Consider the following 23,094-nt stretch of genomic DNA (forward strand, 5'->3'; position numbering starts at 1 on the left):
ATGTTTATTCAATTTTTAGGGACGTGTGCTGGTCAGCCGTCAAAATCGCGTAATGTTTCGAGTTTGGCGCTTAAGTTGCTAGATGAAATCAATGAAATCTGGCTGTTTGATTGTGGCGAGGGGACGCAAAATCGAATTTTAGAGACGACCATTCGTCCGCGCAAGATTTCAAAAATTTTCATCACTCACTTGCACGGCGACCATATCTTTGGATTGCCAGGATTTTTATCTAGTCGTTCTTTTCAAGCCAATGAAGAGCAGACTGATTTGGATATTTATGGTCCTGTCGGAATTAAAAGCTTCGTTTTGACGAGCTTGAAAGTGTCTGGTTCGCGCTTGCCTTATCGCATTCATTTTCATGAATTTGATGAAAAAAACTCGGGACTCTTATTGGAAACGGACAAATTTAAGGTCTACGCAGAAAAGTTAGACCACACGGTCTTTTGTGTAGGCTATCGCGTCATCCAGAAGGACTTGGATGGTGTGCTGGATGCAGATAAATTACGGGCGGCAGGTGTTCCGTTTGGTCCACTTTTTGGGAAAGTAAAAAATGGACAAGATATTGTTTTGGAAGATGGTACAGAAATTTTTGCCAAAGATTTCCTGTCTGCACCTCGTCCTGGGAAAGTGATCACTATTTTAGGGGATACCCGTAAATGCCACGCTAGCGTTCGTTTGGCGGTCAATACGGATGTCTTGGTTCACGAGTCAACTTATGGTCGTGGGGATGAACGGATGGCGCGAAAACATGGGCATTCTACTAATATGGAAGCAGCACAAGTTGCCAGTGAAGCAGGGGCAAAACGCTTACTTCTCAATCATATCAGTCCTCGTTTCTTATCACGAGATGTGAGTCAATTACGTCAAGATGCAGCATCTATTTTTAAGGAAGTGCATGTAGTCAAGGATTTGGAAGAGGCAGAAGTGTGAGAACTATTTTAATCACAGGAGCTTCAGGTGGCCTCGCTCAGGAAATGGTCAAACTCTTGCCAGATGATGTTTTGATTTTAATCGGCAGAGATGCTAAAAAGCTGCATATGCTTTATACTCATCATGACAAGAAAGCTATTTTTGAGTTGGATATTCGTGGTGAGGCACAGGTCAAGCAAGTGCTGACGCAAATTTACCAAGAATATGGTTTCGTCGATATTCTGGTCAACAATGCTGGTTATGCTATCTACGATGATTTTGAGAATTTCTCAGCGGCGCAAGTTGAGGATATGTTTGCGGTCAATACCTTTGCGACTATGACTTTTTGCCGTCTGGTCGGTAAGGAAATGAAGGCTGCTCGAAAAGGCCATATCATCAATATTGTCAGCATGTCTGGCTTAGTAGCGTCAGCAAAATCATCTGTCTATTCAGCGACTAAGTTTGCAGCTATCGGCTTTTCTAATACTATCCGTCTGGAATTAGCTTCTTATGGTGTGGCAGTGACTACGGTCAATCCAGGTCCAATTGCGACAGGATTTTTTGACCAAGCGGACCCAGATGGGACCTATTTAAAAGGTGTCAAAGCCTTTGTACTGCAGCCAGATGTAGTTGCAAAACGGATTGTCAAAGCTATGAAAACAAAGAAACGTGAGCTCAATATGCCTTTTGCATTAGCTGCGACGCACAAATTTTATACATTATTTCCGGGTATGTCAGATTATCTAGCGCGTACGTTGTTCAATTTTAAATAAGATACCTTTGTGGAGCTATTTTGGCTCCCTTTTTCTGTTGATTTTTGCTATAATAATCCAAATACCCAACAAGGATGAGATGTATGGAAAAAATATGGCATTTGATTTATAGCCGAACCTTTATTATTTTGTTATTATTGGCGGTCACGGTTTTAGCCATCTTTTTTGGAGTGACCTATGCCGCTTTACTGATGCCTGCCGTCTTGTTAGCTCTGCAAATTTTCTCAATCATCGTGGCAATTTCTATTGTGAATCGCCCAATGAATGCCAGTTTTAAGTTAACTTGGATTATTTTTATCATTGGTGTTCCCATTTTTGGTGCCCTCTTTTACTTTATTTTGCAGTCCAATATCGAAACTAGACGCTATCGTAAGAATTTTCAAAAGCAGGCAGAAAAGTTGCGCCAGTACGGTCATACCTCGTCAAAATTACTAAGTGTTTTAGAAAAAGAAGACAAGGATCAGCTCAAGTTGGCACATTACATGAGTCAGCATGTGGGCTATGCTCTTCATGGAAATTCGGATGCTACGTATTTTCCATCAGGGGAAGCGAAGTTTGAGGCTCTTGTTGAAGAATTGCGTAAGGCGGAAAAATACATCTTCATGGAATACTACATCGTCGCGCTTTATGTATGATGGCAGCAATTCTCTCATGCTCCTGCCATATAACTACTATAAATCTTTGCGAGAATTTGGGATCAAAGCCAAGGTCTTCTCTCAAATTATTCCGGCGCTTTCTACAGTTCAAAATAACCGCGACCATCGCAAAATTGCGGTCATAGATGGCAGGGTTGCCTTTACAGGAGGGGTTAACCTAGCCGATGAATACATCAATCAAAAAGAACGCTTTGGTCACTGGAAAGACGCAGCTATTATGGTCAAAGGCGAGGCAGTTGCCAATTTCACGCTGATGTTTTTGCAGATGTGGAATTTCAATGAAAAAACAGAAAATGATGACCTTAAATATCTGAAGGAACATTTAGAATCTGAAAAGGAAATTGTTGACAAGGATAGTTTCTTTCTGGCCTATGGGGAGAATCCTTTCGACAAGGATGAAGTAGCGAAGCGAGTTTATCTGGATATGATTCAATCTGCAACGGACTATATCTATATCATGACGCCTTATTTGGTTTTGGATGATGAGATGATTGACAATTTGACCTATGCTGCTAAGCGTGGCGTTCAGGTCAAGTTGCTCCTGCCTCATATCTACGATAAGCAGTCGGCATATTTGGCAGCTCGTGTGGATTTTGAGACCTACTTGGAAAGTGGAATTGAAATTTACGAATACACACCAGGGTTTGTCCACTCTAAGGTCGTCTTGGTAGATGACAAAAAAGCCACTGTGGGCACGGTCAATATGGATTTTCGTAGTTTTTATCTCAATTTTGAATGCGGACTGTATGTTTACAATCATAAGCAAGTCCTCTGGGATATTTTGGTGGATTTTGAGACGTCCTTTGCTGTTTCAGAACAGATTACACTGGAAGATTTTCGAAACAACTATCCTTGGCACAAGCGCTTAGCAGGATCCCTTATTGCTATGTTTGCTCCGCTATTTTAAGAAAAGGAATAATAAGCTGGGACAAAAGTCCTAGCTTCCTGTTTTTATCCCATTTTAAAGATAAGATGCAGTGGCTAGATAGCGTGAAATATAGTGAGAAGTCCGCTTCTTATGCCCACTCAACTGTGCGAAGGGGGTCGATAAAATGGAATTTCTGTGTGGAATTTTGGTATAATGGGAATGTTTGAACGAAGGAGAAGAGAGTGATTCAATCATCTTATGAGTGGCAATTGGACGACAAGGTTGCCGATACGAATTTTTTGAAAGCAGCCAAAAAAGAAGGCTTGGACGTGCTAGCAGCTCAGCTGATTTATGAGCGTGGAGTGGAGACTATTGAGGAATTGCAGGCGTTCCTGAATCCCTCTTTAGAGGATCTATATGACCCCTATTTATTACATGATATGGACAAGGCAGTCGAGCGAATTCGTCGTGCTATTGAAAATTATGAGCAAATTCTTATTTATGGAGACTATGACGCGGATGGGATGACGTCAGCCTCTATTTTGAAAGAGGCATTGGAAGAATTAGGCGCGGAGTGTCAGGTCTATCTACCCAACCGCTTCACAGATGGCTATGGGCCCAATCAGTCAGTTTATAAGTATTTCATTGAGCAGCAGGGTATATCATTGATTGTTACCGTGGACAATGGCGTAGCGGGACACGAGGCTATTCGTTATGCTGAGGAGCGAGGAGTAGACGTCATTGTGACCGACCACCATTCCCTGCCAGAAATCTTGCCAGAAGCCTACGCTATCATCCATCCAGAGCATCCTGAAAGTGAGTATCCCTTCAAGCACTTGGCTGGTTGTGGAGTGGCCTTTAAGTTAGCCTGTGCCTTGTTGGAAACAGTTCAGGTTGAACTATTGGACTTGGTTGCTATTGGGACTATCGCAGATATGGTCAGCATGACGGACGAAAATCGTATCATGGTCAAGTATGGATTGAATATGCTCAAGCATACGGAGCGAGTGGGCTTACAAGAATTGATGCGGATTTCTGGAATTGAGCGGGATAGTTTGGATGAAGAAGTGGTTGCTTTTCAAATCGCGCCACGCCTTAATGCTCTTGGTCGTCTGGATGATCCCAATCCTGCCATAGATTTGCTGACTGGCTTTGACGAAGAAGAAGCTCAAGCTATCGCGCTCATGATTGATGAAAAAAATACCGATCGCAAGACTGTGGTGCAAGAGATTTATGATCAAGCCAAAGCTATGATTGATACAAGTAAACCAGCACAAGTCTTAGCGTATGAGGGCTGGAATTCCGGCGTCTTAGGTATTGTTGCAGGTCGCCTCTTGGAAGAATTGCATCAATCAGTCATCGTTTTGTCCATTGAGGATGGACGTGCTAAAGGTTCTGCTCGTTCGATTGAGTCTGTCAATATTTTTGATGCCTTATCTGAACATCCTGATCTTTTTATTGCTTTTGGGGGCCATGCTGGTGCGGCTGGGATGACCTTGGAAGTGGAAAAATTGGCTCAGTTATCGGATGCTTTGTCAACCTATATTTTGGAAAATGGCTTGGATAATCCACAAAAAGGAACCTTGCTGTTGGACGAAGAATTGGACTTGGAGGAATTAACTCTGGATACGGTGAAGGCGTTTGAACGTCTCAGACCCTATGGTATGGATTATCCAAAACCGCTCTCCACCTCAAGTTCCGTATCAAGAAGGGCAAGGCCGCTTTCGACGTGGTCGCTTTTGGTAAAGGACATCTAGCGACAGAATTTTCTCAGGTCAAAGGCCTAGAGCTTGCGGTTAGCTTGTCGGTCAACACTTGGAATGGGGCAACAACGCTCCAGCTCATGCTGGAAGATGCGCGTGTGACAGGAATTCAGCTATATAATCTTCGGGCGAAAAATGCTGCGCTCCCAGCCAGTGTCCCTATTCTTGACGGGGAATATATACCTGATTTAACGGGAGAAAAATCTGTGGTCATCGCAAAAGTTCCAGAAAATCCAGCTGATTTGCGTCAGATTTTCCAAAAACATGACTTTGAAGCTATTTATTTTAAAAATGAGATTGTGACACCTTATTATCTAGATGGCCACGGCACGCGAGAACAATTTGCTAAACTCTATAAAACCATTTATCAATTTCCTCAGTTCGATGTCCGTTACAAGCTGAAAGAGCTCAGTCATTTCCTAAAAATAAAAGAATCACTTTTGATCAAAATGATTCAAATTTTTGCAGAGTTAGGATTTGTGACCATTACAGATGGCGTCATGACGGTCAATAAGGAAGCGGAAAGACGAGAAATTTCAGAGAGCCAAATTTACCAAGAACTCAAGCAAACGGTGATTTATCAAGAACGCATGGCACTTGCGACACCGCAGGAAATCTATGAGTGGTTGATGAAAAAGGATGACTAATAAAGGAAAAATGAGGAGTAAAGGATGCGACTTTGGCACCAAGATTTAATCCAACGCTTACCACGTCAACAATTACTCGGTCAGCACCGTGAATGTGCAGCTTTACGTGGTGCGGGATGGGGACGTCCACATGCGACGGTTGATTATGTATTTGCACATTCTCCATATAAGCTCTATCATTACCATCTCTTGGTCATGCAGGAGATGGAAAAATGTGGGTACAAGCCTGATGAGCTTTGGAAAGAGGCAACTTATCGTGGGAAGAAAGAAGTTGCTTATAGCGATTTGGAAGCTCTGCCCTTGACCCAACCGATATATCCTGAACATGACAAAGCCTACCTCCAAGAATGTTTGGAGAATCTGTGTGGAAAGGGAATTTTTCTCTAATAAAAATGTGGGCAGTCGTCATTAGACCTGCCCACATTTTTTTGATATAATGAAGAGTAATATTATTTTGACTGCATGAGTCAGAAATGAAAGGAATATTCCTAGAAATAGCTCTAGGGATAAACATTATGGATTTAACAAAATACATTGCAACAATTGAAAACTATCCTAAAGAAGGTATTACCTTCCGTGACATTTCGCCTTTGATGGCAGATGGCAAAGCTTATAGCTATGCAGTACGTGAGATTGCACAATACGCTTGTGATCATGAAATTGACATGATCGTGGGACCTGAGGCACGCGGATTTATTATCGGATGTCCCGTCGCAGTTGAATTGGGTGTCGGTTTTGCTCCAGTTCGTAAATCAGGTAAATTGCCACGCGAAGTGATTTCAGCTGATTATGAAAAAGAGTATGGTGTGGATACATTGACCATGCATGCTGATGCCATCAAACCAGGACAACGTGTCCTCATCGTTGATGATCTCTTGGCAACAGGAGGAACGGTCAAAGCAACGATCGAGCTCATCGAAAAACTTGGCGGAATTGTCGCAGGCTGTGCCTTCATCATTGAGTTGGATGGTCTCAACGGACGCGATATGATTGGCAACTACGATACAAAGGTCCTTATGAATTTCCCTGGCTAAAACAGTCTACGGATAGGCTATTTTAGGTTGGAGATAGGAAAAGCCGTAGCTTTGTCCTAAACAAACAGTGTAGGGCACTGTTTTAAGTTGGAGAAGGGGAGTCCTTCTGGATTTCCTCCTTTTGTTTCTAAAAATTAGATGTCTTTTGGTTAAGGTTAAAAAGAGAATAAGTACAGCTGTGATTTTTTCTTATGGGAATTTGTCAGGAAGGCAGTTTTTCAGTAGTTAGATCAACGACGCAGTTTACCGACAAACGGTTTATAATTGGGTTGTTTCAATAAGCATTTTCAGCTAGCTTACAAGGTGAGACAGGATAAGGTAAAAGGAATTATGACCTATTCAAAACAATTTCAATCTGGTAACTTGGTTCTACCAAGTGCCTTATTGTTTCATTTTCAAGAATTATTTCCGTCGGCAGATGACTATCTGATCTGGCAATTTTTCTTTTTACAGAATACCAGCCAATTGGAGTCTCTTGCGCCCAGCGAGATTGCTCAAGCGACGGGGAAAACGGTAGCAGAAGTCAATCGCTCCATTGAAATGTTACAAGAAAAAGGTCTATTGGAATACAAGACCATCAACCTTGGTGGCGAAATCGAAGTCATTTTTGATGCCTTGCCAGCTTTGAGTCTACTGGATGAGTTAGAAGAACAAAACCAAGAGCCAAAACCATTTGAGACTAACTCTGTCAAGGATTTGGTCGGTGATTTTGAACGGGAATTAAGTCGGTTCTTGTCACCGTTTGAAATTGAGGACTTGCAAAAGACTATTTCAGAAGATCATGTATCAGTGGAATTGGTCCGTACAGCCTTGCGTGAAGCAGTCTTCAACAATAAAACCAACTGGCGCTATATTCAAGCGATTTTACGTAATTGGCGTCGAGAAGGCATCACGACTCCTGCACAAGTGGAAGCACGAAATGCGGAACGCGATGCGAAACAATCACAAAATTTGGAGCCGTCTGATGATTTTCTGGCGGCCATGAATCTTTGGAAAGACTAGGATGGAAAAAACGAAATTGTCACAGCGACTGGAAGTTGTCGCGAATTTTGTTCCCAAGGGAGCGAGGTTAGTAGATGTAGGGAGTGATCACGCTTACCTCCCTCTTTTTTTGGTAGAAAAAAATTGGCTGGATTTTGCTATTGCAGGTGAAGTGGTGCAAGCTCCCTACCAGTCAGCTAAAGCAAATGTCGCTGCGGCTGATCAATCAGACAAGATTCAAGTGCGTTTGGCAAATGGTCTTGCAGCTGTTGAAGTTGAGGATCGGATTACTGTCGTAACCATAGCCGGTATGGGTGGTCGTTTGATTGCGGAGATTTTGGCGACTGGAAAGGATAAGTTGCTCGGTGTTGAACGGTTGATTTTACAACCTAATAACCGTGAGGATGATGTGCGGATTTGGTTACAAGAAAATGGCTATCAACTCGTCGCAGAGAACATTTTAGAGGAAAATGACAAGCTTTATGAAATCTTGGTAGCAGAGTCAGGTCCGATGTCGCTGTCGCTGACGGACTTGCGTTTTGGACCATTCCTCCGTCAGGAAGCGTCGCCTGTTTTCAGAAAAAAATGGCTTAAGGAAGCAGATAAATTAAGCTATGCCCTTTCTCAAGTACCAGAGCATCACGAGAAGGAACGCGCAGCTATTTCTCAAAAAATCCAAGATATAAAGGAGGTACTTTCATGTTAGCTAGTCAAGTCATTGATCGTTATCAAGCATTTTGTCCACCGACTTTGTCTATGGAAGGTGATGTGTCTGGACTCCAAATCGGAACACTGAATAAAGAAATTAAGTGTATTATGGTGGCGCTCGACATCCGTGAAACAACAGTTTCTGAAGCTGTCGAGAAAAAAATTGATCTGATTATCGTCAAGCATGCACCTATTTTTCGTCCCTTGAAAAATCTGATATCGGATGATTTGCAAAACCAGATTTATTTAACATTAATCCAGCACAATATCGCTGTCTATGTTAGTCATACAGATATTGATGTAGTGGAGGGAGGACTCAACGACTGGTTTTGTGAACTTTTAGGCATCCAACATGTGGAAGTTCTCCATGAAACTGCTGTAGGCCAAGGAATTGGTCGTGTTGGGAACATAGCAGAGCAGACTTTGGAAGAATTGGGATTAAAAGTCAAAGAAGCGTTCGGTTTAGAGACGGTACGCTTAGTAACCTACAGCCATCAAGCGCAGCAATATGTGAACCGAGTGGCTATCTGTGGTGGTAGTGGGGACAGCTCCTATAAAGATGCCCTCAAAAAAAAGGCTGATGTCTATATTACAGGCGATATCTACTATCATACGGGACAGGAAATGCTAACGCAGGGACTGTTAGCAATTGATCCAGGGCACCATATCGAGGTTTTATTTGTTAAAAAAATCGCTGAAAAATTGGAGCAATGGAAAAGGGAAGAACATTGGGATATTGATATCTTTGCCTCAACCGTTTCGACTAATCCATTTAGACACATCTAATCATAGAGAAAATGCGACCGTAGGTTGCATTTTTATTTTGCTTGAAATATAAATGGAAATAAGGTAAGCTGGAAAGTACATAAAGGAGTTTTTCATGTCTTGGTTTGAGCATCAATCTGTTATTTTACAAGCTTTGCTGGCTGGATTATTTACTTGGTCCTGTACGATTGTAGGGTCGGCAATTGTGTTTTTCTTTAAAAGGGTCAGTCGTCGTTTGCTGGATGTCATGATGGGATTTGCGGCAGGCGTCATGATTGCCACCTCTTTTTGGTCGCTTTTAGCGCCTTCCATTGAGTATGCAGAGCCGGCTTATGGTAAGTTTTCTTGGATACCAGCAGCGGTTGGCTCTCTTTTGGGTGGTTATTTCCTGCGATTTATTGATGCAGTGGTACCCCATTTGCACTTGGACAAGGAAAAAGCCGATGCTGAAGGTGGAGGTACCAAGGAAAGGAAACGTTTGTCCAAGACTGCTTTGCTATTTTTTGCCAACAACTATACGACCGCCGCCTACATCGGTGCACTTGGATTGGCTATAGGGATTGGCCTGCAAAATATCCCAGAGGGTGCAGCTCTGTCGATTCCGATTCGAACAGATGGCAAATCTCGGAAGCAAGCATTCTTCTGGGGGGCTATGTCAGCGGTTGTGGAGCCCATTGCAGCTGTCATTGGTGCATTCGCCGTCATCGCGATGACACCGATTTTACCTTACGCTTTGTCTTTTGCGGCAGGTGCGATGATATTTGTTGTTGTGGAAGAATTGATTCCCGAATCTCAGACCAATGGCAATACAGATTTAGCGACCTTAGGGCTCATGGCTGGTTTTGTCATCATGATGATTTTGGATGTTGCATTAGGATAAGAAAATGTTCACAAATACGTGAGCATTTTTTGTTGAATGCTGGTGTAGAGCAATTTTCTTTATTATAAGATAGGTAAAATAATACAAAAAATCAAATGATTAGAGACCATAAAACAAACTGTTACAGCGGAACAAAATGGATTGTTTTTTGTTGAAAATTAAAAAAGAATAGGATAGACTGAGAATGTTAGATATTTGGAAAAGAATAGATAAAGACAGTGCCTAGAGGACGGTGTCATATTTATTTGACCAGAAACTGATAGGTGCGTCCAGTAAAAAGGAGGAACATTTATGTTTCAAAAACAGTATCTCAATCGCTCTCAATTGGTGTGGAAATACAGTCGGCTTAAACAGTGACCTTCCATTTTACACCGAATACCAAAGAAGCGTTACTACAAATTTCTCTTGCTAACGATGCTTCTCTGCGGAACAACTATAACAACAAATCCCAAAACATATGCAGAGGAGCCAAGTCAAGTAACGACACAGCAACAGGAAAAAGGAGTGTCGGGGGAAGTTGATTTGCGATTTGCTCCTAGTTCGCCGGCTAAACGTCATTCTTTACAAAGCGTTACCTACACCTATAGTCCAGAGACGAAAACGTTGATATATACAGTTAAGGTTGACCCGTATGCTAATATTGAATTTGGTCCTACGAAAGATAATATATATATATATATATTGGTCTTGGCGTGGGTACGGACAAGACAAGCACTGTAGAAACAATCACTCCGACTGACGGTGTGGTACCCTTCGGGGGGGGGAGAGTTTCTTGGGGATGATGGCTTCTATTCTGTAACAAGCGACCATAAAGTTTCAAACGTTTCTGCTGCTTATTATAGACGTGGAAATAATGGACCATTGACCTATACAATCAAAGTAAAAACAGGAGAAGGGGCGAAAAATCACCTCTATTTGAGGCTTGGTTTCGGTGGATATTACACTGTTAAACAGTATGTTCAAGGCGGAGGAAATCCAAATGATAATCGTCTTGATTTTACAGAAAAACTCACTGTAGATTTAAGTCAACAGACAGTTCAGCCGCCTGTTTCCACGGAGGAGCAAATTCCAAAAGAAGCACCGAAAGAGCTGGCTTTACCTCTTGCACCAGTAGTTACGGAAGAAGAAATTCCACCGGTAGCACCGCAGGAGCCAGCAAAACTTACTGCCCCAACGCCGACGGATATTAGTACATCATTCGAAACACTGCCCTCCTCATCTTTATCAGCTACTGCAACGAAGCCAACTAAAACCAACTCGCAGAAAAAACTACCAACTCCTAATGATAAAGTCCAATCTCAAAAAAATAAATCTACTGCTGGTGATATGACGAGAACTGTTTCGGTTGATGGCCCAAGTGCTAAAGTAGGAGCACTCCCAAACACGGGTGTTAAAAACCTGCCTGCGTTAGTCTGGGCAGGGGTCAGCTTGTTATTTGGTGTATTTGTAACTTTTTAAAGAAGTTAAGAAAAAGCTTCAAAAGACGTCAGCTACTAAAGAGTCTAGGGCGTAATCTGAAAAATTGATGTTGCACTTGAAAACTGTTTTTTTGATACCTATTTCTGTTCAATCTCCTCTTGAAAGGTCTGGGTCACATTTGGCTCAGGCTTTTTCTCGTCCGTGACATCACTTCCAAAGTATGATATAATCAAGTGATTTATTAAAAAGGAGTCCTTGACATGAAAGGTATTATTTTAGCAGGTGGTTCAGGCACTCGTCTTTACCCATTGACGCGTGCGGCATCAAAGCAACTCATGCCCATCTATGATAAACCCATGATTTATTATCCCCTATCAACTCTGATGTTGGCAGGAATTAAAGAAATTTTGATTATTTCTACCTCTCAAGATTTGCCACGCTTCAAAGATATGCTTGGAAATGGTTCAGAGCTTGGTATTTCTTTGGAATATGCAGAGCAACCAAGTCCAGATGGACTTGCGCAAGCCTTTATTATCGGTGAAGAGTTTATCGGTGACGACAGTGTTGCACTTGTCCTTGGTGATAATATTTATCATGGAAATGGTCTGACGAAAATGCTTCAACGTGCAGCTAGAAAAGAATCTGGTGCAACTGTATTTGGTTACCAAGTAAAAGATCCAGAACGTTTTGGTGTGGTTGAGTTTGATGACAATATGAATGCTATCTCTATTGAAGAGAAACCAGAAGAGCCAAAATCAAACTTTGCAGTGACTGGTTTATACTTCTATGATAACGATGTTGTTGAAATCGCTAAAAGTATCAAACCTTCACCTCGTGGAGAACTCGAAATTACAGACGTCAACAAGGCCTATCTTGAACGCGGTGATTTGTCCGTGGAACTCATGGGACGTGGGTTTGCTTGGTTAGATACAGGGACTCACGAATCTCTTCTTGAAGCTGCGCAATACATTGAAACAGTACAACGTCTGCAAAACGTACAAGTAGCCAACTTAGAAGAAATTGCTTATCGCATGGGCTACATCACAAAAGAACAAGTCCTTGAATTGGCACAACCATTGAAGAAAAATGAGTACGGACAGTACTTGCTACGTTTGATTGGAGAAGCCTAATGACTCAACAATTTTTTGATAAAGAATTAGCTTGTCGTAAGATTGATGCTATTCCAGGATTGTTAGAATTCGATATTCCTGTTCGTGGTGACAACCGTGGTTGGTTTAAAGAAAACTTCCAAAAAGAAAAAATGGTGCCGCTAGGTTTTCCAGAAAGCTTTTTTGCAGAAGGAAAATTGCAAAATAACGTGTCATTTTCTCGCAAAAATGTCCTTCGTGGTCTCCATGCAGAGCCTTGGGATAAGTACATTTCTGTAGCTGATGAAGGGAAAGTTTTAGGTTCATGGGTTGACCTCCGTGAGGGAGAAACCTTTGGGAATGTTTATCAAACGGTTATTGATGCCTCTAAAGGTATCTTTGTGCCACGCGGTGTCGCTAATGGCTTCCAAGTTCTTTCGGACAAGGTTTCTTATAGCTATCTTGTCAACGACTACTGGGCGCTTGAACTCAAACCTAAGTATGTCTTTGTCAACTATGCCGACGAAACGCTTGGTATCAAATGGGAAAAATTGGCAGAAGCTGAAGTGTCAGAAGCAGATAAAAATCACCCACTTCTCAAAGATGTGAAACCTTTGAAGAAAGAAAATTTGTAACATGTTTAGCAGCTTTTTGGAAATTGCAGAGCGGCTCAATCAAATCGGCATTACACCTCTTTTGATGGGGAGTCTTGGGTTAGAAATTCGTACGGGCGAGACTTTTCATCCACAGGATATTGATATCCACGTGCCTAGCGATCCTCGAGGTTGGGAAGCACCTGATGAAGGTCGCATTTACCAATTTGATGATCTTAACCAAATCATGGAAGATTTAGGTTATGGTTATCACCTAGTTGATCGCCGTGAACATGCATTTCAAAAAAAGACCTTTCGGTTGAGTTTGGTGGCATCAATTCCCTCCCTGAGTGCGCAGGCATATTTGCAAGTGGAAGCGCAGGATGGCGTGTCATTCTATCTTCCAACCCTTGAACAATACCTGAAAATCTAGATTATTTGAAACAATTGTTAGATAACTAGGCGAGCAAAGCGAGCCCATGAGCGATAATTTCCGCCGTAGTGCATGATTACTAGTAGGTAATCATGCAGAGGTTTTGAGACTAAGGTCTCCAAATTTAGTCATGAATTGCTGACATCCTCCCCTACCTAAGGAAACTATAAAGAAATTAAAGAAAGGAATGTTCAGTTTATCTTTTGAACTGAACACGGGACTAAAATCCTAGGAAAAAGAGAAATCTTCCTAGACGTAGGTCGTCTTCATCAGATTTCCTATTTTTCAACGGAATTTTTCGCAAGCGAAATGTCCCTTTGTATCTTATGTATAAAAATATCATCGTAACCGGTGGCGCTGGTTTCATCGGTTCAAACTTCGTGCATTATGTTTATAACAATCATCCAGACGTGCATGTGACAGTCCTTGATAAGCTCACTTATGCTGGCAACAAAGCCAATATCGAATCTATTTTAGGCGACCGTGTTGAATTGGTTGTTGGTGACATCGCGGATGCTGTATTGGTTGACCAATTGACTGCTAAAGCTGATGCTATTGTTCACTATGCGGCAGAGAGTCACAATGACAACTCACTCAACGATCCAAGGCCATTTATTCACACTAACTTTATTGGAACCTATACCCTCTTGGAAGCTGCTCGTAAATATGATATCCGTTTCCACCATGTATCAACGGATGAAGTTTATGGTGATCTTCCTTTGCGTGAAGATTTGCCAGGACATGGTGAAGGACCAGGTGAAAAATTCACTGCTGAAACCAACTACAATCCATCATCGCCTTATTCATCAACAAAAGCAGCATCTGACTTGATTGTAAAAGCATGGGTGCGTTCATTTGGTGTGAAAGCTACCATTTCAAACTGTTCAAATAACTACGGACCATACCAACATATTGAGAAATTTATTCCACGTCAAATCACTAACATTTTGGCAGGGATCAAACCAAAGCTCTATGGCGAAGGTAAAAATGTCCGTGACTGGCCTACCTTATCGGTGCTGATGGCGAGAAAAACAACAAAGAAGTTCTCGAGTTAATCCTTGAAAAAATGGGTCAACCCAAAGATGCTTATGACCATGTCACAGATCGTGCTGGACATGATTTGCGTTACGCAATCGATTCAACCAAACTTCGTGAAGAACTTGGTTGGGAACCACAATTTACTAACTTCTCAGAAGGCTTGCAAGAAACTATTAATTGGTACACAGAAAACCAAGATTGGTGGAAAGCTGAGAAAGAAGCCGTTGAAGCAAATTACGCTAAAACTCAGAATGTTATTAAATAACTCAAAAATAGCCTCAATGGCTATTTTTTGATATAATGAAATAGAATTACAGGACTAAAAGGAGTCAACTATGATTTTAATTACAGGTGCAAATGGTCAGTTAGGTACAGAGTTGCGTTATCTTTTGGATGAGCGTGGTGTAGAGTATGTAGCAGCTGATGTAGCAGAAATGGATATTACAGACAGCAAGAAAGTGGATGCTTTCTTTGCGGAAGTAAAACCAACCATCGTCTACCATTGTGCGGCATATACAGCGGTGGATGCAGCAGAAGATGAAAGTAAAGAGCTCAACTACAAAATCAATGTCACGGGTACTGAAAATGTAGCCAAAGCGGCAGCAAAATACGGTGCAACCTTGGTTTATATTTCAACGGACTATGTGTTTGAAGGTCAAAAACCAGTTGGATTAGAGTTGGAAGTAGATGAGCCAGCCAATCCACAAACAGAATATGGTCGTACCAAACGTTTGGGTGAAGAAGCAGTTGAAAAATATGCTGATAAGTTTTACACTGTGCGTACCGCTTGGGTATTTGGTAACTACGGTAAAAACTTTGTCTTTACTATGCGGAATTTGACAGAAACACGTGACACTTTAGGTGTTGTCAATGCAAGCAAGCATTTGGTTACTACCATTTATCAAATGACTCTGACAAAGGTATTTCTTGGTATGATTTTGCTAAAGAAATCTTGAAAGATAAAGATGTGACAGTCAACCCTGTCTCGTCTGATCAATTTCCTGCTAAGGCAAAACGTCCACTCAACTCAACCATGAGTTTGGCAAAAGCAAAAGCAACAGGATTTAAAATCCCAACTTGGCAAGAAGCTTTGGAAGCATTTGACAAGCAAGGACAAAAATAGAGAGGAAAGCGGGTGCAAGCCCGTTTTTTCTATGATTTGAAGTTGAAATATGGTATAATAATCTGATTACATTTTTTAGAATGAACATTTATGAAACATATATTTATTATTGGTAGCCGTGGCCTACCTGCTCAATATGGCGGGTTTGAGACTTTTGTAGAGCAGCTCGTTTCGCATCAGGTTTCTAACCACATTCGCTATCATGTGGCTTGTCTTTCAGATACTAGCCACCATCAACATACAACTTATAAAGGAGCCGATTGTTTCACCATCAATCCTCCAAAACTAGGACCAGCCCGCGTCATTGCATATGATATGATGGCCATTTCCTATGCCTTAGAATTGATAAAAAAAGAAGCCATTGCGCAGCCGATTTTTTATATTTTGGGGAATACCATTGGCGCCTTTATTGCGCCATTTGCCAAGAAAATTCATGCAGTGGGTGGCAAACTTTTTGTCAATCCAGATGGTTTAGAATGGAAGCGGGCTAAGTGGTCTAAACCTGTACAAACCTATCTCAAGCATTCTGAAAAAGTGGTGACCCAGTATGCAGATTTGGTGATCGCAGATAATGAAGGGATTAAGTCTTATATCCAAAAAGCCTATCCTTGGTCAAAAACAATTTTCATTGCTTATGGGACAGACTTATCACCGACTAACTTACATCAGGAAAGCCCTCAAGTTCGTGACTTTTTTGCAAAATGGAATTTGAAAGAAAAAGGTTATTACCTGATTATTGGTCGATTTGTCCCTGAAAATAATTATGAAACGATTATTCGTGAGTTTATGAGGTCTCAGACTCGGCGTGATTTGGTCATTGTCTGCAATCATAAAGGTTCTGCTTATTTTGAAACGTTGAAAGAAGCTACTGGCTTTGAAAAGGATGAGCGTATAAAATTTGTTGGAACGGTTTATGACCAGAACTTGCTCAAATATCTTCGACAGGAAACGCGTGCTTACGTGCATGGTCATGAAGTCGGTGGGACCAATCCAAGTCTTTTAGAAGCTCTTGCTCAGACCAATGAAAATTTGATTTTAGGAGTTGACTTCAATAAAAAAGTTGCCTTGGATGCAGTTCATTATTGGGACAAGGCTAGTGGCTCTTTATCGACTCTGATTGACAAAGTTGATCAGCAAGAAGAAAGACTAGACTTGGGTCAAAAAGCCAAGACACATATGCAAGGCCGCTACACTTGGGAGGAAATTGTCCGCCAATACGAGGACTTATTTTTATCATGAAAGTAAATATAGTATTGTCCACCTATAATGGTGAGCAATTTTTAGCAGAGCAAATCAAGAGTATTCAAGAGCAAACCTTTACTGACTGGAATCTATTGATTCGCGATGATGGTTCAACCGATGCAACGCATGAAATCATTCGGCGATTTGTAAACGAAGATGATCGCATTCGCTGGATTAATGAAAAAACAGTGGAAAATCTTGGTGTAATCAAAAGTTTCTATGCCTTGATAAAGTACGAGGAAGCAGATGTTTATTTCTTCAGTGACCAAGACGATATCTGGTTGTCTGAAAAAATTCAACTAGCTTTGGATGAAGCAGATTTGTATTTGGATGAAGAACCACTGATGATTTATACAGACTTAAAGGTGGTGGACCAAGACTTACAAGTCTTGAGCGAGAGTATGATTCGTACACAATCCGATCATGCCAATACTGAATTGGTGCAAGAGCTAACCGAAAATACCGTAACAGGTGGTGTCGCGATGATCAACTATGCTCTAGCACAGTTATGGAATGAGACAGATGACATTCTCATGCATGACTGGTACTTGGCGTTGCTAGCGACCGCATTTGGGAAGCTGGTTTATATTGATGTGCCAACGGAGCTCTATCGCCAACATGACAATAATGTGTTGGGAGCGCGTACTTGGTCTAAACGAATGTATAAATGGTTACGCCCGCAATTGTTATTTTCCATGTATTGGGATTTAATCAAACGTAGCCAGACGCAAGCCCGCCATCTTTTAGCTCTGCCATTGTCCAAAGAAAAAAGAGAAGTCATAGAATCTTTTGTGACCGTTATGGATCAAGGGATGATGCAGCGATTTAAGACTTTAAAAAAATATGGTTTGCAAAAAAATAAGGCATTTCATACCTTTGTATTTACCTGTCTGATTGTGACAAAATTTGCCTATAAGGAGTAAAAATGGATATTCTTTCCAAGAAAAATCGAATTCTCTTAAAAGAATTGATTAAAACTGATTTTAAATTACGTTACCAAGGTTCCGTTGTCGGCTATCTCTGGTCTATTTTGAAGCCGCTCATGATGTTTGCGATTATGTATGTGGTGTTTGTTCGTTTCCTTCCCTTGGGTGGCAATGTGCCCCACTGGGCAGTGGCCCTTTTATTAGGGAACGTTGTTTGGTCTTTCTTTTCAGAAGCGGCCAATATGGGTATGGTGTCTATTGTTAGCCGTGGGGATTTACTCCGTAAATTGAGTTTTTCTAAGCATATTATCGTTCTATCAGCCATCTGTGGTGCCATGATTAACTTCGGAATCAACTTGATTGTTGTCTTGATTTTTTCCATATTGAATGGTGTATCCATTTCGTGGAATGCAATTTTGGCAATCCCTCTATTTTTGGAACTCTTCTTACTAGCTTTTGGTTTAGCTTTGCTCTTGTCTACATTATTTGTAAAATTCCGGGATTTAGGACAAATCTGGGAAGTGGTTATGCAGGCTGGAATGTATGCGACACCGATCATCTATCCGATTACCATCATTACTGAAAAAAGTATGGTTGCAGCAAAAATTATGATGTTAAGTCCATTGGCTCAAATTATCCAAGATTTACGTTATTTGTTGATTGATACAGCGAATGTTACTATTTGGCAAATGTCCAATCACTGGTGGTATATCATGATTCCTTACTTAATTCCTGTTGTGGTTTTTGTGGTTGGCTTGACGGTTTTCAATCGCAGTGCTAAACGTTTTGCGGAGATTATTTAATGACAGAAAAAAATATTGCAGTAAAAATTGAACATGTCAGCAAGTATTTTCGCTTGCCGACAGAACATACCCATAGTCTAAGAACGGCTATGGTCAATCGCTTCAAAGGCATTAAAGGATATCGTGAACAACATGTTTTACGTGATATTTCTTTTGAAGTGGAAAAAGGAGATTTCTTTGGAATCGTAGGACGAAATGGTTCTGGGAAATCCACTTTATTGAAAATTATTTCGCAAATTTATGTTCCTGAAAAAGGGACTGTTGAAATTGATGGGAAATTGGTTTCATTCATCGAGCTGGGGGTTGGTTTCAATCCAGAATTGACCGGACGTGAAAATGTCTACATGAACGGTGCCATGCTGGGCTTTACTACAGAAGAAGTAGATGCCATGTATGATGATATTGTTGAGTTTGCTGAACTCAAAGATTTCATGAACCAAAAACTTAAAAATTACTCTAGTGGGATGCAGGTTCGTTTAGCTTTCTCTGTTGCCATCAAAGCCCAAGGTGATATTCTTATTTTGGATGAAGTTTTAGCCGTAGGTGATGAGGCCTTTCAGCGTAAATGTAACGACTATTTCATGGAGCGTAAAAAATCAGGGAAGACAACCATTCTCGTAACCCATGATATGGGTGCCGTTAAAAAATACTGTAATCGAGCAGTGTTGATTGAAAATGGTTTGGTGAAAGCCTATGGTGATCCAAGCGACGTTGCTAACCAGTATAGTTTGGACAATACAGTGGTATCAGTAGCTACTGATAAAGAAAATACAGACCAATCAGAGGAGTCCAATGACGAGGCTTCACAGGAGAAGACAACCTTTCTCGTTGATAATCTAAAAGTAAAACTCTTGTCACCTGTTAAAGTCACGCAAAACGACCAAGTAGAATTTGAAATCTCTTACGACGTCTTGGAAGATATTGAAGCGCATCCAGTCTTTTCGATGACAGATATTGATCGAAATATTTGGATTTACAATGATAATGCATATGATACACCAACGAAGACAAAAGGGCATAAGGTTCTACGTTACTCATGTAGCCTTGCAGCGGTCAACGATATTAAGCTGAAGCTCCAAGTGACGATTTTGGGTAAATACAGAGAAATGTTGGCATATGCTAATTCTGAAAATGCCCCTATCATCATGGTGACGCGGTCAGATATTGAAAAAGAAGATTTTTCAGCAATGGATTCGGCTGCAGGACTCATTCGTAGAAATGGAAGTTGGCGGATTACTGAAAAATAGGAGGAAATAGAATGCAACCTCTTGTATCTATTGTTTGTACGGTATACAGTAAAGCGCCCTGGCTTTCGAAAACAATTGACAGTTTTTTAAAGCAGGAAACAGATTTTCCTTTTGATATCATTCTCATTGACGATTGTTCAACGGATGGTTCAAAAGCAATTATTCAAGAATATGTTCAAAAATATCCTCTTCAAATTAAGGCATTTTTCAATGATGAGAATATGGGAATTGCACGAACTTGGTTGAAAGTTTGTGACCTAGTATCTGCTCAGTATCTTGCACGGTGCGATGGAGATGATTATTGGACGGATTCGTTGAAATTGCAGAAGCAAGTGGAAACTCTAAAAGCTAACCCAAAATCAAAATGGTCAAGTACAGATGTAGATTTTGTTAATGAAATTGGTGAAATCATGGGGGCTTCTATTTTTGAAAGTCAGCAAATGCCCTATGTACATGATTTTGAAACGATGTTAGCTACGAGAGGTTTTTTAGCTCCATCAACTTGGTTAGTGGATACTAAATTAATTCAAGAAGTGAATCATGGAATTGATTTAGATACTGCGGATGATACATTCGATATCCAACTCGATTTGTTTGAAAAAACAGAACTCACTTATTTGCCGCAATCAACGGTAGCTTATCGTGTGAACCAAGGGTCGGATTCTCGACCAACTGACTTTGAGAAGATTCATAATCGATTTAATAAATTATTAGCCACTCAAAAAAAATACTTAGATAAGTATCCTAATAGTGATTATCGAAAAATGTTAGACATTCTGTTAGAACGGAACAACCGATATGAACTAGAGTTAACAAGGCAAGCTGCGGGATTGGAACAACTTGGATTTGAACGTGTAACCATTTATTACGACCAAGATGGACAGGGATTCAACCAAGAAGGGATTCAACAATTTTCCTTGTCTAATAAGGATGAGATTGGGTTAACTTTACCTGAAAATTGTCATCGTATCCGTATTGATTTATCAGAAAAACCTAGTTTTTACGATAGCGTCGCCTTAATTGCTAGAGATACAGGAACGCAAATTTTACCAGCTTATACTAATGGAATTGCTTTAGGAAATGCCATTGTTTTCCCAAATCCAGATCCGCAAATGATTTTTGAATTACCGCAAAATCAGTATGGTCAAAACTTTGTGCTAACTTATCAAACCAGTCAAATCAATGATGTCTACGCACCAGATTACATCGGAAAAAATTTGGCTCAGAAATTGTCAGATTTGAAAGGTGCACAACATGTCCTGTTAAAAGAAAAAATAGTTCTGTTAACTCAACAAAAAGATTTAGAAACCAAAATTGAAGAACAGCGAGAATCTCTGGAGCGGATTACTCAATTGTATCACGGTGCAATCGGTTCCCGTCGCTGGATTATCCCTACCAAAATTATCAATTTCCTTAGGAGAAAAAAATGAAGCGCCTGCTTTTATACGTTCATTTTAATAAATACCAATCGCTTAGTTCGCATGTCATCTACCAGTTAGAGAAGATGCGTCCGCTTTTTTCGCGTCTTGTCTTTATTAGTAACAGCCCTATATCAGCAAAAGACCAAGAGTACTTGCAAGGTAATCACTTGATAGATGATTTTTTGCAACGGGAAAATATTGGATTTGATTTTGCTGCTTGGCGAGACGGGATGAATCATATTGGTTTTGAAAATCTAGCAGATTATGACTCGATTACTGTGATGAATGATACTTGCTTCGGTCCTTTATGGGATATGACACCGATCTATCATCGATTTGAAAATGATCCAGAGATAGATTTTTGGGGAATGACCAATTTCCGTAAGACAGCTGCTTTTCAAGAGCATATACAAAGTTACTATCTCTCTTTTTCTAAAGAAGTGGTTTCATCACAGGCATTTCAACACTTTTGGATCAATGTACAAAATTACACAGCTGTCCAAGATGTCATTGACCATTATGAAACGCAAGTAACGACTAGTCTGACAGATGCCGGTTTTAAGTATAAAACTGTTTTTGATACAGTGGATGCGGATACGACTGGTATGTTGCATCCTGATTTTTCTTATTACAATCCAACGGCAATTCTGAAACATAAAGTTCCTTTTATTAAGGTAAAAACAATTGATGCAAATCAACATATTACTCCTTATATCCTGCATCAAATTGAGCTAGAGTCTGAATACCCTGTTGATTTGATTGTGTCACACATGTCTAAAATCAACCATCCAGATTTCAAATACCTTTTAGGGCGTAAATATCTGCAACCAGCACAAGCTGATTTATCTGGACAAAAAGTGGCGGTTCATCTTCATGTTTTTTATGTAGATTTGTTGCAAGAATTTTTAGATGCTTTTAGAGCGTTCGATTTTGCTTATGATCTCTTTATTACGACGGACATTGAAGCAAAACGCTCTGAGATTGAAGCTGTTTTAGCGGAAAATCAGACCAGTGCAGCTATTTTTGTTACTGGAAATATTGGTCGTGACGTACTTCCTATGCTTAAATTAAAAGAGCAGTTGGAACAATATGATTACGTTGGGCATTTCCACACCAAAAAATCGAAAGAAGCTGATTTTTGGGCAGGAGAATCATGGCGTAAAGAACTAATTTCCATGCTAGTTCGCCCTGCTAACCATATCCTGTCTAACTTTGTGCAGCACGAGGATCTTGGTCTTGTCATTGCTGATATTCCAAGTTTCTTCCGTTACAATAAAATTGTTGACGCTTATAATGAGCACCAAATTGCACCAGCTATGAAAGATTTATGGCAAAAAATGGGCATGCAGAAGTCTATTGATTTTGGAGCTTTTCCTACTTTTGTGATGTCTTATGGAACTTATGTTTGGTTCAAATACGATGCTCTTAAGCCACTGTTTGATTTGGATTTAAAAGAAGAAGATGTCCCAGCGGAGCCCTTGCCACAGAATTCAGTTTTACATGCTATTGAGCGTCTCTTGGTTTATATTGCTTGGGACCGTCAATACGATTTCAGAATTTCACAAAATCCAGTAGCCTTGACGCCGTTTATTGATAATAAATTGCTCAACGAGCGTGGAGATGCACTTCCGCATACCTATGTTAATTTTGACCATTTGGGTGGCATCAAAGGAGCAGCAAAGTATATTATTATTGGCCCAGCGCGTGCTATGAAATATATTGTGAAACGATTGATGCATAAAATGAAGTCTTGATAAATGAAAATTAGTTAGGAGAT

At 40.6% G+C, this 23,094-nt stretch carries 17 protein-coding genes and 5 pseudogenes; all 22 read left to right on the top strand.

All coding sequences use genetic code 11. From position 1 onward, the window contains the following. The 22 genes and pseudogenes from rnz (at position 1) to AEX56_RS01935 (ending at position 23,071) form a co-directional block, all read left to right on the top strand. Entirely contained in the window at positions 1–930 is a 930-nt protein-coding gene (gene rnz / locus AEX56_RS01825) for a ribonuclease Z (RefSeq protein ID WP_049617680.1), read from the top strand. After that, on the top strand, positions 927–1,682 hold the full coding sequence (locus AEX56_RS01830; RefSeq protein ID WP_049617681.1) for an SDR family NAD(P)-dependent oxidoreductase: 756 nt from the start codon (positions 927–929) through the stop codon (positions 1,680–1,682). Before rnz ends, AEX56_RS01830 begins: the two co-directional genes overlap by 4 nt. 83 nt (positions 1,683–1,765) lie before the next feature. Then, positions 1,766–3,245: pseudogene (locus AEX56_RS09325) on the top strand (phospholipase D-like domain-containing protein). Positions 3,246–3,448: 203 nt separating this feature from the next. Beyond that, positions 3,449–5,616 (top strand): annotated as a pseudogene (gene recJ / locus AEX56_RS01840) (single-stranded-DNA-specific exonuclease RecJ). A gap of 24 nt (positions 5,617–5,640) precedes the next feature. After that, on the top strand, positions 5,641–6,003 hold the full coding sequence (locus AEX56_RS01845; protein ID WP_049617682.1) for a TIGR02328 family protein: 363 nt from the start codon (positions 5,641–5,643) through the stop codon (positions 6,001–6,003). A gap of 128 nt (positions 6,004–6,131) precedes the next feature. Beyond that, on the top strand, positions 6,132–6,650 hold the full coding sequence (locus tag AEX56_RS01850) for an adenine phosphoribosyltransferase (RefSeq protein WP_049617683.1): 519 nt from the start codon (positions 6,132–6,134) through the stop codon (positions 6,648–6,650). Between the two features lie 330 nt (positions 6,651–6,980). Continuing rightward, positions 6,981–7,652: a DnaD domain-containing protein gene (locus AEX56_RS01855; RefSeq protein ID WP_049617684.1), complete on the top strand. Its 672-nt coding sequence runs from the start codon at positions 6,981–6,983 to the stop codon at positions 7,650–7,652. Position 7,653: 1 nt separating this feature from the next. Further along, complete coding sequence (locus AEX56_RS01860; protein ID WP_049617685.1) at positions 7,654–8,337, top strand: tRNA (adenine(22)-N(1))-methyltransferase; 684 nt, start codon at positions 7,654–7,656, stop codon at positions 8,335–8,337. Beyond that, the gene (locus AEX56_RS01865; RefSeq protein WP_049617686.1) at positions 8,331–9,125 is read left to right on the top strand and encodes a Nif3-like dinuclear metal center hexameric protein; all 795 of its coding nucleotides are present in this window, start codon (positions 8,331–8,333) and stop codon (positions 9,123–9,125) included. The genes AEX56_RS01860 and AEX56_RS01865 overlap by 7 nt, the downstream gene beginning before the upstream one ends. A gap of 94 nt (positions 9,126–9,219) precedes the next feature. Next, positions 9,220–9,984: a ZIP family metal transporter gene (locus AEX56_RS01870; protein ID WP_049617687.1), complete on the top strand. Its 765-nt coding sequence runs from the start codon at positions 9,220–9,222 to the stop codon at positions 9,982–9,984. Positions 9,985–10,845: 861 nt separating this feature from the next. After that, complete coding sequence (locus AEX56_RS01880; protein WP_131542096.1) at positions 10,846–11,442, top strand: LPXTG cell wall anchor domain-containing protein; 597 nt, start codon at positions 10,846–10,848, stop codon at positions 11,440–11,442. A gap of 221 nt (positions 11,443–11,663) precedes the next feature. After that, a complete protein-coding gene (gene rfbA / locus AEX56_RS01885; protein ID WP_049617690.1) occupies positions 11,664–12,533 on the top strand; it encodes a glucose-1-phosphate thymidylyltransferase RfbA in 870 nt (289 codons plus the stop codon). Further along, a complete protein-coding gene (locus AEX56_RS01890; RefSeq protein ID WP_049617691.1) occupies positions 12,533–13,126 on the top strand; it encodes a dTDP-4-dehydrorhamnose 3,5-epimerase family protein in 594 nt (197 codons plus the stop codon). The genes rfbA and AEX56_RS01890 overlap by 1 nt, the downstream gene beginning before the upstream one ends. 1 nt (position 13,127) lies before the next feature. Next, a pseudogene (locus AEX56_RS01895) lies at positions 13,128–13,514 on the top strand (phosphoribosylanthranilate isomerase); the annotation flags it as partial. Positions 13,515–13,843: 329 nt separating this feature from the next. After that, a pseudogene (locus AEX56_RS01900) lies at positions 13,844–14,820 on the top strand (dTDP-glucose 4,6-dehydratase). 70 nt (positions 14,821–14,890) lie between these two features. Continuing rightward, a pseudogene (locus AEX56_RS01905) lies at positions 14,891–15,678 on the top strand (SDR family oxidoreductase). Between the two features lie 90 nt (positions 15,679–15,768). Beyond that, on the top strand, positions 15,769–16,917 hold the full coding sequence (cps2T, locus tag AEX56_RS01910) for a beta 1-4 rhamnosyltransferase Cps2T (protein WP_049617692.1): 1,149 nt from the start codon (positions 15,769–15,771) through the stop codon (positions 16,915–16,917). After that, positions 16,914–17,843 (top strand): glycosyltransferase family 2 protein, encoded by a 930-nt coding sequence (locus AEX56_RS01915; protein ID WP_049617693.1) that lies wholly within the window; start codon positions 16,914–16,916, stop codon positions 17,841–17,843. The genes cps2T and AEX56_RS01915 overlap by 4 nt, the downstream gene beginning before the upstream one ends. A gap of 2 nt (positions 17,844–17,845) precedes the next feature. Continuing rightward, positions 17,846–18,649, top strand: coding sequence for an ABC transporter permease (locus AEX56_RS01920; protein ID WP_049617694.1), 804 nt, complete (start codon positions 17,846–17,848; stop codon positions 18,647–18,649). Further along, positions 18,649–19,896, top strand: a complete 1,248-nt coding sequence (locus AEX56_RS01925) for an ABC transporter ATP-binding protein (protein WP_049617695.1) — start codon at positions 18,649–18,651, stop codon at positions 19,894–19,896. The genes AEX56_RS01920 and AEX56_RS01925 overlap by 1 nt, the downstream gene beginning before the upstream one ends. A gap of 11 nt (positions 19,897–19,907) precedes the next feature. Further along, a complete protein-coding gene (locus AEX56_RS01930; RefSeq protein WP_049617696.1) occupies positions 19,908–21,326 on the top strand; it encodes a glycosyltransferase in 1,419 nt (472 codons plus the stop codon). Further along, positions 21,323–23,071: a rhamnan synthesis F family protein gene (locus AEX56_RS01935; protein WP_049617697.1), complete on the top strand. Its 1,749-nt coding sequence runs from the start codon at positions 21,323–21,325 to the stop codon at positions 23,069–23,071. The genes AEX56_RS01930 and AEX56_RS01935 overlap by 4 nt, the downstream gene beginning before the upstream one ends. Positions 23,072–23,094: the final 23 nt, after the last annotated feature.

Origin of the sequence: Streptococcus sp. X13SY08, assembly GCF_001182825.2 — a bacterium.
Lineage (GTDB): Bacteria > Bacillota > Bacilli > Lactobacillales > Streptococcaceae > Streptococcus.

Bases quoted from the DNA above. Each gene is read 5' to 3' on its own strand.
- rnz (WP_049617680.1), top strand. From the start codon at position 1: ATGTTTATTCAATTTTTAGGGACGTGTGCTGGTCAGCCGTCAAAATCG.
- AEX56_RS01845 (WP_049617682.1), top strand. From the start codon at position 5,641: ATGCGACTTTGGCACCAAGATTTAATCCAACGCTTACCACGTCAACAA.
- AEX56_RS01850 (WP_049617683.1), top strand. From the start codon at position 6,132: ATGGATTTAACAAAATACATTGCAACAATTGAAAACTATCCTAAAGAA.
- AEX56_RS01855 (WP_049617684.1), top strand. From the start codon at position 6,981: ATGACCTATTCAAAACAATTTCAATCTGGTAACTTGGTTCTACCAAGT.
- AEX56_RS01860 (WP_049617685.1), top strand. From the start codon at position 7,654: ATGGAAAAAACGAAATTGTCACAGCGACTGGAAGTTGTCGCGAATTTT.
- AEX56_RS01865 (WP_049617686.1), top strand. From the start codon at position 8,331: ATGTTAGCTAGTCAAGTCATTGATCGTTATCAAGCATTTTGTCCACCG.
- AEX56_RS01870 (WP_049617687.1), top strand. From the start codon at position 9,220: ATGTCTTGGTTTGAGCATCAATCTGTTATTTTACAAGCTTTGCTGGCT.
- rfbA (WP_049617690.1), top strand. From the start codon at position 11,664: ATGAAAGGTATTATTTTAGCAGGTGGTTCAGGCACTCGTCTTTACCCA.
- AEX56_RS01890 (WP_049617691.1), top strand. From the start codon at position 12,533: ATGACTCAACAATTTTTTGATAAAGAATTAGCTTGTCGTAAGATTGAT.
- cps2T (WP_049617692.1), top strand. From the start codon at position 15,769: ATGAAACATATATTTATTATTGGTAGCCGTGGCCTACCTGCTCAATAT.
- AEX56_RS01915 (WP_049617693.1), top strand. From the start codon at position 16,914: ATGAAAGTAAATATAGTATTGTCCACCTATAATGGTGAGCAATTTTTA.
- AEX56_RS01920 (WP_049617694.1), top strand. From the start codon at position 17,846: ATGGATATTCTTTCCAAGAAAAATCGAATTCTCTTAAAAGAATTGATT.
- AEX56_RS01925 (WP_049617695.1), top strand. From the start codon at position 18,649: ATGACAGAAAAAAATATTGCAGTAAAAATTGAACATGTCAGCAAGTAT.
- AEX56_RS01930 (WP_049617696.1), top strand. From the start codon at position 19,908: ATGCAACCTCTTGTATCTATTGTTTGTACGGTATACAGTAAAGCGCCC.
- AEX56_RS01935 (WP_049617697.1), top strand. From the start codon at position 21,323: ATGAAGCGCCTGCTTTTATACGTTCATTTTAATAAATACCAATCGCTT.